The sequence below is a fragment of the Telmatocola sphagniphila genome, from assembly GCF_018398935.1.
Taxonomy (GTDB): domain Bacteria; phylum Planctomycetota; class Planctomycetia; order Gemmatales; family Gemmataceae; genus Telmatocola; species Telmatocola sphagniphila.
Map to the genome: position 1 here is coordinate 605,708 of NZ_CP074694.1, position 13,817 is coordinate 619,524.

General features: G+C 52.7%; 14 protein-coding genes. 9 read left to right on the forward strand and 5 right to left on the reverse strand.

Features of this window, described 5'->3' with window-relative positions:
• Nucleotides 1-49 precede the first annotated feature (49 nt).
• Together pckA and KIH39_RS02650 are read left to right on the forward strand one after the other, a co-directional pair.
• Nucleotides 50-1,549, forward strand: a complete 1,500-nt coding sequence (pckA, locus tag KIH39_RS02645) for a phosphoenolpyruvate carboxykinase (ATP) (protein ID WP_213497727.1) — start codon at nucleotides 50-52, stop codon at nucleotides 1,547-1,549.
• A 49-nt stretch (nucleotides 1,550-1,598) separates the two neighbouring features.
• Nucleotides 1,599-2,624, forward strand: coding sequence for a DUF3500 domain-containing protein (locus KIH39_RS02650; RefSeq protein ID WP_213497728.1), 1,026 nt, complete (start codon nucleotides 1,599-1,601; stop codon nucleotides 2,622-2,624).
• Here the strand turns inward: KIH39_RS02650 and KIH39_RS02655 are convergent.
• The 4 genes from KIH39_RS02655 to KIH39_RS02670 all read right to left on the reverse strand — a co-directional run bounded on the left by KIH39_RS02655 (nucleotide 2,621) and on the right by KIH39_RS02670 (nucleotide 5,593).
• Nucleotides 2,621-4,369 (reverse strand): hypothetical protein, encoded by a 1,749-nt coding sequence (locus KIH39_RS02655; protein ID WP_213497729.1) that lies wholly within the window; start codon nucleotides 4,367-4,369, stop codon nucleotides 2,621-2,623. The genes KIH39_RS02650 and KIH39_RS02655 overlap by 4 nt on opposite strands.
• Before the next feature lie 93 nt (nucleotides 4,370-4,462).
• Nucleotides 4,463-4,747 carry a hypothetical protein gene (locus KIH39_RS02660; protein ID WP_213497730.1) on the reverse strand — a complete coding sequence of 95 codons (285 nt, stop codon included), beginning with the start codon at nucleotides 4,745-4,747 and terminating at the stop codon, nucleotides 4,463-4,465.
• Nucleotides 4,744-5,247 carry a DUF421 domain-containing protein gene (locus KIH39_RS02665; protein WP_213497731.1) on the reverse strand — a complete coding sequence of 168 codons (504 nt, stop codon included), beginning with the start codon at nucleotides 5,245-5,247 and terminating at the stop codon, nucleotides 4,744-4,746. The genes KIH39_RS02660 and KIH39_RS02665 overlap by 4 nt, the downstream gene beginning before the upstream one ends.
• Before the next feature lie 34 nt (nucleotides 5,248-5,281).
• A complete protein-coding gene (locus KIH39_RS02670; RefSeq protein WP_213497732.1) occupies nucleotides 5,282-5,593 on the reverse strand; it encodes a YbjQ family protein in 312 nt (103 codons plus the stop codon).
• Nucleotides 5,594-5,892: 299 nt separating this feature from the next.
• Between KIH39_RS02670 and rpsP the strand changes: the two genes are divergently transcribed.
• Genes rpsP through tyrS form a run of 5 tightly spaced genes read left to right on the forward strand, consistent with a single transcriptional unit; the run spans nucleotide 5,893 to nucleotide 9,089 of the window.
• Complete coding sequence (gene rpsP, locus KIH39_RS02675) at nucleotides 5,893-6,195, forward strand: 30S ribosomal protein S16 (protein WP_246539484.1); 303 nt, start codon at nucleotides 5,893-5,895, stop codon at nucleotides 6,193-6,195.
• A gap of 21 nt (nucleotides 6,196-6,216) precedes the next feature.
• A complete protein-coding gene (gene trmD, locus KIH39_RS02680) occupies nucleotides 6,217-6,921 on the forward strand; it encodes a tRNA (guanosine(37)-N1)-methyltransferase TrmD (protein WP_213497733.1) in 705 nt (234 codons plus the stop codon).
• Nucleotides 6,918-7,343 carry a 50S ribosomal protein L19 gene (gene rplS / locus KIH39_RS02685; protein WP_213497734.1) on the forward strand — a complete coding sequence of 142 codons (426 nt, stop codon included), beginning with the start codon at nucleotides 6,918-6,920 and terminating at the stop codon, nucleotides 7,341-7,343. The genes trmD and rplS overlap by 4 nt, the downstream gene beginning before the upstream one ends.
• Nucleotides 7,344-7,395: 52 nt before the next feature.
• A complete protein-coding gene (locus KIH39_RS02690; RefSeq protein ID WP_213497735.1) occupies nucleotides 7,396-7,830 on the forward strand; it encodes a YraN family protein in 435 nt (144 codons plus the stop codon).
• A gap of 41 nt (nucleotides 7,831-7,871) precedes the next feature.
• Complete coding sequence (gene tyrS, locus KIH39_RS02695) at nucleotides 7,872-9,089, forward strand: tyrosine--tRNA ligase (protein WP_213497736.1); 1,218 nt, start codon at nucleotides 7,872-7,874, stop codon at nucleotides 9,087-9,089.
• Here tyrS and ung read toward each other — a convergent pair.
• A complete protein-coding gene (gene ung / locus KIH39_RS02700; RefSeq protein ID WP_390623692.1) occupies nucleotides 9,083-9,754 on the reverse strand; it encodes a uracil-DNA glycosylase in 672 nt (223 codons plus the stop codon). The genes tyrS and ung overlap by 7 nt on opposite strands.
• A gap of 327 nt (nucleotides 9,755-10,081) precedes the next feature.
• Between ung and KIH39_RS02705 the strand changes: the two genes are divergently transcribed.
• Nucleotides 10,082-12,397 carry a DEAD/DEAH box helicase gene (locus KIH39_RS02705; RefSeq protein ID WP_213497738.1) on the forward strand — a complete coding sequence of 772 codons (2,316 nt, stop codon included), beginning with the start codon at nucleotides 10,082-10,084 and terminating at the stop codon, nucleotides 12,395-12,397.
• Nucleotides 12,398-12,445: 48 nt separating this feature from the next.
• Nucleotides 12,446-13,813 (forward strand): TAXI family TRAP transporter solute-binding subunit, encoded by a 1,368-nt coding sequence (locus tag KIH39_RS02710; protein WP_213497739.1) that lies wholly within the window; start codon nucleotides 12,446-12,448, stop codon nucleotides 13,811-13,813.
• Nucleotides 13,814-13,817 lie beyond the last annotated feature (4 nt).

Genomic DNA, 13,817 nt, shown 5'->3' on the forward strand with positions numbered 1-13,817 from the left:
GCCCGCCGGACTAGGATAATTTCATCTACGAATTTATCCGGATGAATTTATGGCTCTCTTTGCGAACCTCTCCCCCGCGACATTAATTGAAGATGCGCTGCGTAATCGGGAAGGGCAACTTAGCGATGCGGGGGCACTGGTCGCCTTAACCGGAAAGCGAACCGGTCGATCCCCCAAGGATAAGTATGTCGTTCGGGAAGCGAATTGGGAAAATCGCATTGCCTGGGGGAACGTCAACCATCCGATGACACCGGAGGTTTTTGCTCGCCTCACCAACAAAATACAAGCGCATCTCGAGACGAAATCGATCTATCAGCAAGATTCCTTTGCTTGCGCGGATCCGGCCTACCGGATTAAAATCCGCTTGCATACCGAATTCGCCTGGCATGCCCTGTTTGCCCAGTGCCTTTTCATTCGTCCGGCGCGTGAAGAATTGCAATCTTTCTCCCCCGACTGGAATATCTACGCGGCCCCGACACTCGAATTGAACCCTGCAATCGATGGCGTGGCGGGGGAAGTCTGCGTGGCGATTTCCTTCGAATCGAAAACAATTCTGATCGCGGGCACTCAGTACGCCGGGGAAATCAAAAAATCGATTTTCTCCATCCTCAACGGCTTACTACCCATGCAGGGCGTCTTCCCGATGCACTGCTCAGCCAACGTGGGAGCCGAAGGCGATGTGGCGTTGTTTTTCGGCCTCTCGGGGACCGGCAAAACGACTCTCTCCGCCGACCCAAATCGAAGCCTGATCGGCGATGACGAGCACGGCTGGTCCGATCAGGGGGTTTTCAACATCGAAGGGGGCTGCTACGCCAAGACGATCAAACTGTCCCCGACTGGCGAACCCCAGATCTGGAATGCGATTAAATTCGGTAGCGTACTCGAAAACGTGCCATTGGATCCGATCACTCGGGTTCCCGATTTCGACAGCAAGAAATACACCGAGAATACCCGCTGCGCCTACCCTATTGAGATGATTCCCAACCGCGTTCCTTCCGGTTGTGGGGGCCATCCGAAAAATATTTTCTTTCTGACCTGCGATGCCTTCGGCGTTCTACCGCCGATCTCCCGGCTCAGTCCCGAACAAGCGATGCAGCATTTTTTGACCGGCTACACGGCGAAAATTGCCGGTACCGAAGCGGGAGTGACTGAACCCCAAGCCACTTTCAGTGCCTGTTTCGGAGCCCCGTTTCTACCGTTGGAGCCTCAACTCTACGGCGAAATGTTGCGGACGCGACTGCAGGCCCGCAAGATTCCAGTCTGGCTGGTGAACACTGGCTGGTCGGGAGGTGGCTATGGCGTGGGGAACCGAATGTCCTTAGCCCATACACGTTCCCTTTTGCAGGCCGCGCTGGAGGGAAGTCTCAACAGCGTTCGTTTCCATACCGATCCGGTGTTTGGTCTGGAAATTCCCGACAGTTGCCCGGGCGTTCCCGATAATATTCTCAACCCAAGCCTGACCTGGTCCAACCCGGCGGCTTACACGAAAGCGGCGAACCGGTTGGCCGAGATGCTTGCTAATCCGACCAAGTTCGCCAGCGAAGCCTGATTCCTTCCCCCCGGACCGGAGGTCCGGACTTCCTTTTCGAGGTCCTCTCATGAAACTTCTGAAATTTCTTGGCGTGGCTTTTCTGATCTTCGGACTCACTCGAGTCTCGATGATCGGACAGCAGCGAGCCCCGGTCGGTAATCAGATGACGGTCGCCGCCGAAAAGTTCCTGGCAACTCTTCCCGAGGATCTTCGCAAGAAAGCAACTTTTGATTTCGATTCCAAGGAACGAACAGGCTGGTACTTCACTCCGCAGCAGAAAGACAAAATGTTCACCCGTAAAGGTGTGCGTTTCGAGGAGATGAGCAAGGAGAGCCAGGAAGCGGCACTGGGTTTGCTGAAAACGGGCACCAGTGAAAAGGGCTATAAACAGGCTACGACGATCATGAGCCTGGAAAATGTTCTGAAGGATCTGGAAAAAAATGGCGTCAACGTTCGCAACCCGAATTGGTATTTCGTCAGTGTGTTCGGAACGCCTAGCAAAACCGGATCGTGGGGTTGGCGGTTGGAAGGCCATCACATGTCTGTGAATTTCACGGTCGAACAGGGGCAGGTGAAATCAGTAACACCGTTTTTCTTCGGGGCCAATCCGGCCGAGGTCAAATCGGGCGACCGCAAGGGCTTACGCACATTGCCGGAAGTGGAAGATCTGGCACGCGACCTGTTCAAATCCCTCGATGAATCCCAGCAGAAAGAAGCACTCCAAACCAAGTTGTTCCCGGAGATTCCCGAAGCGGTAACCAGTGCGAAGCCAGTCCAGACGGTAGGAATTTCGGGAGAAAAATTGAACGCGACCCAGAAAGCGAAACTGAAAGATCTGATTCAGGCTTATACCAATCGCATTCCGGCCGAAGTCGCCGAGTACGAATGGAAGGCGATCAATACCAGTGGCGGCGTGGATAAGGTCTATTTCGCCTATGCGGGAACGACCGAGAGCGGTAAGCCGTACACTTATCACATTGTCGGACCGACTTTTCAGGTCGAGTTTCTCAACGTTCAGGCCGATGGCTCGAACAATCCCGCCAACCACATTCACAGTGTCTGGCGGCACTTGCCAAGCGATTTCGGGCTTTAATTCTGGGGCGGAGCTAATACAGGTGCGGCGGGCACGGCCTGAAATTGCTGAGCTCTGAATGTAGAAAAAGCCATGACGAAGTATGCGACCAGCCCAGTGCGTACTTCAATTTCCAAACGCTCCCCACCTTTCGTTTTCACAGAGAGCATGTTGAATTTTTCCTGATTGCCAAAGGCGCCGTACATCGCGGCGGGCATCTGATTTTTGGATAACGCTTTAAGAAATTCGATGGTATGCTTACCGTTGGCTCCCACATCAATCACCGGCATTGCCAGCGGTTTGGCTTGAATGGCTTCCGCAATTTTTTGTTCCGCATCGGGACCAATAGCCACATATAACGCGTCTTTCGCGAAAGCGAATTTGATATCCATATCCTTGCCGAATACGCTGGTCAGGAAAGGCCCTTTGATTCCGTCAAAATCGGCCTCATTGAGGACATCTTTCAATTTGAAGCTATTCACACTCAGGCCCTGAACTTTCGTGGCATCCATTTTGAAGAGTTTCTTCAAATCCTCCGGTAGAACACCGATCAATTTCGTTGCCAGAGGCAACAGCGTATCGGCTTCTTCCAGATGCAGGGCCGCCAGAGCGGTAAATTGATTGTCTTTATTAGGTGCCGAAATGATGTAGGCGAGATCCAGATTGCCTTTTTTGACGCTGGATTGAAGGCATTTCAGAAATTGCGACGTCAGAGCCGTGCCTTCGGGTAGGGCATTGTCGGCTTTCAAAAATTGGTCGGCCTGGGCGAGTAGTTCGACTCCCAGGTCCCGAATTTCCGGAGCAAAAAGAGGCATGCGCAGAAACGTGCCATAAGTGAGTTCGGTTTTCGATAAGCTGCCAAAGGAGTTTTCCGGGGTTTTGTAGGCTGCGATATCTTTGGATAACTCCGTCTTCGCCTGACCATCCAGTGCCAAGTTCACAATAAACTGGAGCAGTTTGCTATCCAGGTCGAGTTTCAGATTAACTTCGTTCGATTCCATCAATAATTGATTCTGAATTTTTTTAGCCAGGGGAACCAGTTTTTTATGCACGGCCTCTTCTGGAGGGCTCATCGGGGCCGGAATTTCGGAGAGATGGCTCACGATCTGATCGCTGGCGAATTTCTTCAACTCCTTGGGGATTCGAGTTACATTCAGCTGAAGCGCCAGCAGGTCCTTTTGATTGGGGTCGATCAACTTTACGAGTTCACCGAGGGCACTGGTTTCAATCGGCTTCGAAGATATCAGAGAAATCCAGGCATAACCTTTTTGAAAACGAAGAAAGGCGGGCACGGGCAGATTAGGAACCGAGAGATTATTCAGGCCGTTCTCCGATGGGGTACAGCCGATCTCGTACTTCTTCAGCAGAGTCCGAAACTCGAGTTCGTTGTTGCAGGGGATCGCTGCCACAGCTTCGCACTTCGAGAAATCGCCATTCAGAATCGAGGCTTCCAAGTTCGAGAACAGACACAAGGGTTTCTTCAGATCCACGCCGGGCAGCAATTTGGAGCTGAATTTTTTCTTGAAGAAGATGCTGCTCCAGGTCTCATCCGGACTCTCGCCCTGAGGGCTGGGCCTGCCGACTTGGTTCATCATCCCCAGAAATGGAAACAGGGCGGTAGCGGTCTGATAGCTTTCGAAAATTTTACCGTGAATCTGCTCGATGGATTCGGTTTGGAGTCGGACCATCGGTTTCTCGGCTGCCCGGGATAAAGTGGGAAGCAGAAACAAATTCAAGATACCAATCCACAGAACGGTAGTTTTCATACGCGAGTCCATCGGGGAGGAGGAATGGAGGATGCCTCAGTATTTCGTACTTAAGGCAGGGCGATTGAACGGAAAAGAACAGAAAATCGCAGATCAGTCGAGAAATTCGTTGCTAGCGGGTTTTTCCTGCTTGTTGATTTGCTCGACCACCAATGCACAGTAGATCTGCAAGAGCAGGCAGAAAATTCCGAGAAGCAATAACGCGATCGTGGCCAGGATGTACACATCCGGTCCAGGACCAGTAGCCATGTGTTTGCCGCTTTCCAGAGCCTGATAGCCGAAGAATCCGGAAACGCTCAATAGGGAGATGCCCGCCACAAGCCACCCGATCAGGTTCATGTGGTTGAAGCCAAACAGTTTGTTCAGAAAGTCATTCACGGTCTCGGTTCCTCCTCAGGCGGAGCTGCCTTTCTGTCTCTATGCTGAACAACGGAAATCGAACCGTTATTTTCCAGAATAGCGACTTGCACATCCGAATAAGCGGCGCATCCTGCTAAACGCATAGCCGCTTGCAATTCATGTCGGGTCAGTTTGGCACTGGCCATGCTTTTTTCGAGCACGTGCCCATTGTGAATGAGTACCAGGGGCTGACCTTCAATTATCGATTCTAATGTCTTACTGCGATAAGTCGCCATGCCAACCAGAAAATTCAGCATAACCAGAGCAGTCGCTGAGATCAATCCCCCGGAGACACTATTATCGCCGGCGTTTATGGAATTCTGCACGGCGTTGGCCAGCACCAGCAGAAGAACCAGATCGAACGGGGCGAGTTGGCCGACCTGCCTTTTCCCTGTGATTCGCAGGAGAATCAGTAAAAAACCGTAAACAATTCCCGCACGAATCACCAGTTCCCAAATCGGCACACTTGGGGTGAACATGGGATCGGCCTCCCGTGGTCAAAGGTAAGGATTCTCAAACTTTCACGGCCGTTCCGTAAGCCAGGACTTCCGTTGCGGACTGCGCGAATTCGGTGGCATCATATCGCATACCGATGATAGCATTGGCGCCTAATTCCTCGGCATGCTCCACCATGAGCTTGAAGGCCTCCAAGCGGGCCTGTTCGCAGACTGCCTGAAAAGCTTTATTGTTACCTCCGACGATGGATTTCAATCCGCCCATGATCCCCTGGCTTATGCTTGGAGAGCGAACAATAATGCCTCGAACCACGCCCATGTACTGTTGAATTACGTGCCCTGCAATGTCGTTGCCTGTAGTGACGATCATCGAATGTAGCTCCAAAAAATGAGAACTTGGAAGCGGCCATTCCAACAAGGAATCGAGCTTGAGTCAAACAATTCTTGGAAGATTTTCGAGCTTCCTCAGGAAATCACAAACCGTGATCCGCTGCCGCGTTACCCACTAAACTTAATTCGAAGAGCAATCGGTGAAATTGGACCAATCCCAGGCCGGTACAGGATTTTTAAAGAAGAATCTGCTCCGCCAGTGGACACTTCACGTTCAAACGGTATAATTTCGGTTTCAATATTTTTAGGTTTGGACGGTTTTTTGACCGAGGGTTAGCAGTGGCAGTTCGTATTCGAATGAAACAGATGGGCCGCACCCACCGGCACTTCTACCGGATAGTTGCTATCGATCATCGCCAACCGCGTGATGGTAAGGTGATCGAAGACTTGGGAACTTACGATCCTTTCGTAATCGACAAGGATAAGCGAGTGACGCTGATTCCCGACCGCATCAAGTACTGGAAGAGCGTCGGGGCTCAGGTATCGGATCGCGTCGATACGTTCCTGAACAAGTACATGGCCCGTTTCGAAGCCGAAGCTGCCGCGAATCAGGCTCCACCGGCCAATCCGAACCAGGCTTAATCGCATCCGGGAAAAGTTGTCATGCGCTTCGATGTGCTGACCCTCTTCCCGGATTTGTTTTCGGGTTACCTGACGCAGAGCATACTGAAGATCGCCATCGACCGAAAGCTCGTGGACATCCACACCTGGAATTTTCGCGATTGGTCGAAAAGTAAGCACCACAGCGTGGATGACCGGCCCTATGGCGGCGGACCCGGTATGGTGCTGATGTGCGACCCGATTTTTGCCGCGGTCGAAGAAGTTCAGGCAAAAGCGGAAATACCAGGAAAGCTGATAATGCTCACTCCCGGTGGCCGTCGGCTGAATCAGAGGTTGGTCGAAGAATTGGCACGCGAACCACGCTTGATTCTCCTATGCGGACGATATGAAGGTTTCGACGATCGAATCCGGCAAGGATTGCAGCCGATGGAGATTTCCATCGGCGATTTCGTCTGTAACGGCGGTGAAGTGCCGTCGATGGTGTTGATCGACACGGTCATTCGCCTCATCCCCGGTGTTCTGGGGGACGAGCAGAGTGCCGTGGATGAATCGCACAGTGTGGATGGTAGATTAGAATATCCGCAATACACCCGGCCCCGGAACTTTCGGGGAATGAATGTGCCGGAAGTGCTGTTCAGCGGGAACCATGCTGAAATAGCCCGCTGGCGAGAAGAACAATCGAGACTCCGCAGCCGGGGATCGATAGAACCGAATTTGAAAGACGAAGAAACAGGAAATTATCCATGAAATCCAAACTTATCTCAGCCGTTGAAAAGGCTCAGGTTGCCAAAGCGAGTGAACTGACCGCCAAACAGGCTGAAGTGCAGAAGTCGAATGTGACCCGTACGATCAATGCGTTCAACATCGGCGATACCGTCGATGTGCACCACTGGATTGAAACAGGCGAGAAGGGCCGTCTCCAGGTCTTCTCGGGGACCGTCATCGGCCGCAAGGGCGAAGGCATCTGCGAATCGTTCGTCGTTCGCCGCATCGTGCAGGGCGAAGGTGTGGAACGGACGTTTCCGCTCAATTCGCCCAAGATCGCCAAGATTGAAGTGAAGCGAAGCGGTAAGGTGCGGCGTGCCAAACTTTATTACCTCCGCGACCGCGTCGGTAAGGCTACCCGCGTCAAGGAACTCAAGGTCAAGACGACCAAACCGGTGGCCTAGGCCACTTTTTGCTTGCTCGCTGGCGTTCTACGATTTATTCTCGATAGAACCTATGAGCCTGCCCGAGCCCAAAAAAGAATTGTCCTTCACACGCCACCCCTGGTGGCGCAGATGGTTCGGCCGCCGTTCGGAAAAGGCGGCCTATCGTTTTTTAAGACGCCAGCATTTCAAAATCATCGGCCAGAATCTGGAAGATCACGCCGGCGAAATCGATCTTTTAGCAGTCGATCAGCGAATATTAGTCATTGTGGAAGTCCGCTCCAGCGAATTTGCCACTCACATGGAACTAGCGGCGTCCGTCAACGCTGAGAAACAGAGACGCCTGACCCAGGCCGCACTCAGATTTCTTCAACGCCGCCAATTGAAAAATATTCCCGTTCGATTCGATGTTCTGACGATTCGCTGGCCCAGTTCTGCCCGCTATCCCGAGATTAAACATTTCCGGAATGCCTTCCCGGCGGTGGGCAAATTTCAGATGCATTCGTAGAAAAGGGCAGTAATTCGCCTTTGGGAAAAAGGATTCTCTCTGTGCTTTCGATCGACCAACAATTAGAACACCTCCGCCGGGGTACCGAACAGATCGAACCTGCCGGGGAACTGCGGAAAAAACTCGAAAAAAGTCAGGCTACCGGCAAGCCTTTGCGGGTAAAATATGGGATTGATCCCACGGGAATCGATGTCCATCTGGGCCACACCGTTCCTCTGCGTAAACTACGTCTCTTTCAAGAACTCGGCCATCAGGCCGTGCTGATCATCGGAAACTATACGGCCCTGGTCGGAGATCCCAGTGGCCGGGATCAGAGCCGGGCGCGATTAACGGAAGAACAGGTCGAGAAGAATGCCATCGACTACCTCAAGCAGGTGGCGAAGGTTATCGACATTCAGAAGGCCGAAGTACGCCGTAATGGCGAGTGGTTCTCCAAATTCAGTTTTCTCGACGTGCTCAGTCTCACCAGCAAAACCACCATTCAACGAATGCTGGAGCGCGACGATTTTACCAAGCGATTTCGAGCGGAACCTTCGGTACCGATCTATATGCATGAATGTCTGTATCCTCTAATGCAGGGGCACGACAGCGTCGAAATCCATGCCGATATCGAACTCGGCGGCAGTGAGCAACTCTTCAATCTCATGATGGGGCGACGGCTGCAGGAAATCGATGGCCAGGAGCCGCAAATCTGCATGACCATGCCGATCTTACGAGGGCTCGATGGCAATCGTCGGATGGGCAAAAGCCTCGGCAATTATGTCGGCATTGGGGAGCCGGCCAACGAACAGTTTGGTAAGACGATGAGCATTCCGGACAGCCTGTTGAAGGAATGGTTCGAACTCTTGACCGATAGACCTGCTGCCGAAATTGAAGCCCTCATCTCCTCCCATCCCATGGCGGCCAAGAAAACCCTGGGTAAGGATATCGTGTCGTTCTATCATGGTGCCGAAGCGGCCGAAGCGGCCCAGAAAGAATGGGAAAATCGCTTTTCGAAGGGACAGGATCCCGCGGAAATTCCCGAAGCGATCGTGGCGACTACCGATCTGTTCGAAGGCAAAATCAACATCGCGAAACTGGTGGCCGTGTGTGGCCTGGCTAAAAGCAACAGCGAAGCCCGCCAGAAGGTGACTGAAGGGGCCGTGAACGTTGGAGCCGACCGCACCAAGATTACCGATCCCAAACAGATGATCGTTCCGGAAGATGGCATGATCATTCGGCTGGGTAGCCGAGGTATCCGCCGACTGAAGGTTCAGTAGCCCCATTCGATTGGGGTTTTGCCTTCTTTTTCCAGCAATTTATTGATCTGGGAAAATGGCCTGGAACCGAAGAAACCGCTGTCGGCTGAGAAGGGGGACGGATGGGCCGATTTCAAAACGTGATGCTTCTTCGCATCGATTAATCGACCTTTTTTCTGTGCATAGGCTCCCCACAAAACAAAAATCACTGGATCGACTTTGCGGTTGATCTCTTCAATGGCGGCATCGGTGAACGTCTCCCAACCGCGATCTTTATGGCTGGTGGGTGTATTTGCCCGGACAGTCAGTACGGCATTGAGCATCATTACCCCTTGTTCCGCCCAACTCTTCAGGTAGCCATTTTTTGGCATCGCTATGCCCAGATCGCTCATCAGCTCCTTGAAAATGTTCACTAACGACGGCGGCGGTTTGACGCCGGGTTTCACCGAGAAGCTCAAACCGTGGGCCTGTCCCTCGCCGTGGTAGGGATCCTGCCCGAGGACCAGGACTTTCAAATCAGCCAGACCCGTCAGCTGAAACGCCTGAAAGACCTCGGGTGCCGGTGGATAGACGGCATGCTGCTTGCGCTCGTCGGCCACAAACTGCCGCAGCTCGGCCATGTAAGGTTTGGAAAATTCTTTGCGGAAGAAGGGCAGCCAGGAGGAGTGTACACTCGGTAAGGGGATACTGGGTTCCGGTTCCTCGGCGGGTTCTGGAACCTGGGCGACCGCGTTTGACGGCGTCTCCGGAGGATTCTCGAGTTCACTGAATAGATGCAGCGTAGGAGATTTTTTGCTGCTCACAGAACACTCCCGGAGGGCTGAAATTCCAATATCATCGCCACGCTCTATTATCATAGCTGAGGTGTTTTCCGAAACAAAACAGTTAGAAACCCAAATCTTTGCCTTTTCGTTAACGAGTCTTCTCGATGCTATGGGAGAATCTGTCGTCGGCGCAGGCAAAGTCTGCTTTAATAAAGCTCATTGAGAATCTTTCCTAGGGGATCTACATCCTTGCGTAGCCGTGAAGAATTGGCCTTCGATTACCTGGGCACACTGCCTTATTCCCCCTATCCGCTTCAGGAGGAAGCCGTTCTCAAATGGTTCGAGAGCGAGCAAGGGGTGATGGTCTGCGCCCCCACGGGAACGGGTAAAACTCTGATCGCCCAGTCCGTTCTTTTCGAAGCCCTCCAGACCGGCAAAACGGCCTACTACACCACGCCGTTAATCGCACTGACCGAGCAGAAGTTCCACGAGATGCAGATACAGGCGGTGCGTTGGGGCTTTCAGCCAGAGGATGTTGGTCTGGTCACGGGAAACCGTAAGGTGAATCCGGATGCCAAGGTTCTGATCGTCGTGGCCGAGATTCTGCTCAATCGCTTATTGCATCCCGAGGGTTTCGATTTTTCCAAGGTGCTCGGCGTGGTGATGGATGAGTTCCACTCTTTTGCCGATCCGGAGAGAGGGATCGTCTGGGAGCTGAGTCTTTCGATGCTGCCGTCGAATGTGCGTCTGATGCTGCTCTCCGCGACGGTGGGTAATGCGCATGAGTTCATCCAGTGGTTGGAGCGCTGTCACAACCGCAAGATCGATTTGGTTCAAGGCTTCGAGCGAAAAATTCCTCTGACGTATCATTGGGTTCCGGATCAATTTCTCGGTGAATTACTGGTCGATATGGCCAAAGGGGATGACAACACCCGCAAAACCCCGGCTCTGGTTTTTTGCTTCAATCGAGATGAATGCTGGTCGGTTGCCGAGATGATTAAAGGACTGGATGTGATGGCTCCGGGGCAGAGGGCCGCGCTAGCTGCCGAGGTCGATAAGCTCGAATGGAAAACCGGGGCCGGTCCCAAATTGATTCAAATGCTGCGTCGCGGCGTCGGCGTCCATCATGCGGGCGTTATGCCGATCTATCGACGGAAAATCGAGGAATTGTTCGAGAAAAAACTCCTTTCGGTGGCCGTTTGTACCGAAACGCTGGCGGCGGGGATCAATCTGCCGGCGCGCTCAGTCGTAGTTTCGAGTCTCATGAAAGGGCCCTTCGGGAAAGAAAAACTGATCGAGCCTAGCACGGCCCATCAGATTTTCGGCCGAGCGGGGCGGCCACAGTACGATACGCAGGGCCACGTATTTGCGCTTCCGCATGAAGATGACGTTCGCATTTTGCGCTGGCGCAAACAGTACGATGCGATACCCGAGGACACCAAGGATCCGACTCTGATCAAAAAGAAAAAGGAGTTGAAACGCAAAAAGCCGGAGCGGAATTCCCAAAGGCAGTATTGGAATGAATCTTCATTTGAAAAATTGAAAACGGGCCCGGCTGCCCGGCTCTACTCCAAGGGACCGCTACCCTGGAGACTTTTGGCATATCTGTTGAAAGCTTCTCCCGATGTGGATCGCATTCGAACGGTCGTCCGCAAGCGACTGCTCGACCAGCCAAGAATCGTGGCTGGCGAAAAGCAGTTGATAACCATGCTCCTCACCCTTCACGATGCCGGGTATGTGAAACTCGAGCCTGATGTGATTCGTAACGAGGTGGGAAAAGTCGACGAAAATTATCAGCCGATTCTGGCTCATCCCACACCCGCGATGGATCGCCTTCTCGCATTCCGAGCGGTTCACCCGCTTTATGGTTCCTTCCTGGTCGATCTGCTGGGCAAAGCCGATGCCGATGAACGGATTCAGGCGTTCGAAAGCGTACTCGAATTACCCCGTCCGTTACTGAAATACGTGCGCGTCCCCTGGGAAGTTAAACCGGGAATCCTGGAAACGACATTTTTACGCCCGCAACTGGAGCAATTGGGGCTATTGAAAGTCAATATTCCCAAGGAGCCGAGCGAAGAAACGGATGAAGAGGAAATTGAGGAAGAATGGCCCGAGGAACGAGAGCCCAATTTTGCGGAAAAATTGTTTCTCTACTTCGAGGCGAAGCATCCGGCAGTCCATGATGTGACCGTACTACCGGTGTGGGCGGCGGCCGAAGTGTTCCGGTACGACGGGGATTTCAATCGCTATGTCAAGCAACGCGATCTCATTCGGCAGGAAGGGATAATTTTTCGACATCTGCTGCGGCTGATTCTTCTTTTGGAAGAATTTCTGGAAGTTATACCAGAAGGGGTCGAGTCGAGTCTCTGGCAGAACGATTTAAGAAAAATCGGCAGCGACTTGGAGGAGATCTGTCGGAAAGTGGATCCGACCAGCACCGAAGAGGCCATCCAGAGAGCTCACACGAAAGATCTCGTCGTCGATGAAAAACAGATTCAGGTGGTCGCCGAAACGGTAATCGGGGACAAATTTGAAGCACCGGCCAATTTCGGTGAAGGATTATAGTGCACAGGATCAGGAAGTTTTCAGCCGAAAGGTCATAAGGATTAGAGTATGGCGTTTTCCAAGAGTTCATCGGCCGAAAAACTGGCAGGGAACGTCTACATCTCGTTTTGGACCTGGATGTCGATTCTGGGTCTCTGCCTGTTAATCCTGGCGTCCGTTTATGTTTTTTTCGTGGAGGCGCCCCCCCCGCGAAAACTCGTGATCGCTTCCGGCGTCCGCGAAGGGCAGTACTACAAATTCGCGCTGCGATACCAGCAGATTTTGTTGAAGCAGGGAATCGATGTCGAAGTGCGCGAAAGCAAAGGTTCGATCGAGAATCTGGAATGGTTGCTGGATGATTCGAAAGATGTGACCGTCGCCCTGGTTCAATCGGGTATTGCCGATCGGGCCAGCTGCGAAAATCTCAATGCGCTTTGTAGTCTGTATCGCGAACCTCTCTGGATTTTTCAGCAGGGCATGCCGACGGTCAATCAACTCAGTCAATTGATCGGGAAACGCATTGCGATCGGTCCGGAAGGGAGCGGTACCCGGTCGGTCGCTCAGCAACTTCTGGCGATCAACGGAATCGATGAAAAGAATTCGCAACTTTTATCTGCCACGGGTACCGAGGCGGCCAGCTTGCTTCAGGAGAAGAAGATCGATGTGGTCTTTCTCGTCGCCAGTATCGAAGCCGTCTACGTTCGACAGTTACTGCAGGCGCCGGAAATTCAGATCCTCGAATTGTCGCAAAATCTCGCCTACTCCAAGCGCTTCCATTTCCTGTCGAGCATCACTCTGCCCGCGGGTTTGGTCGATCTGAAGGCAAACATTCCCTATAAGGATACGAAGATCATCGCTCCGACAGCGACTTTGATCGCTCGCAGATCGATGCACCCGGCCTTGATCGCCCTTCTGCTTGGAGCGGCAACCAAGGTGCACGGCGGAGGAGATTTGCTTTCCGCGGATGGCGAATTCCCGTCCAAGCAATTCGTCGACTTGCCGATGGACGAGGATGCGGAGCATTTCTTGAAATCGGGGCCGCCGTTTCTTCAGCGGTTCCTTCCATTCTGGCTGGCCACTTTCCTCGATCGCATGAAACTCATGATCATTCCCCTGGTCATGCTGCTGATGCCCCTGGTTCGAGCTACACCCCCCTTGATGCGTTGGCGAATTCGACGGCGAATTTACCGCTGGTATTCGCAGCTGCGGCACATCGATCTGAAGATGTATGAAGGGATGTCGAGGGCCGAGGCCGAGCGAAATCTTCAGCGGCTGAGTCTCCTGGATCAGCAGGTGGCTTACGTGGAAATACCCTTAAGTTACATGGAAGAATATTACAACCTGCGGGTGCATCTGGATCTGGTGCACGATAGAGTTCTGGCTATTCTTTCTGAACAGAATTCGAAGATTCTAACGGGATCGCAGGAAAAGAAATGAGAGC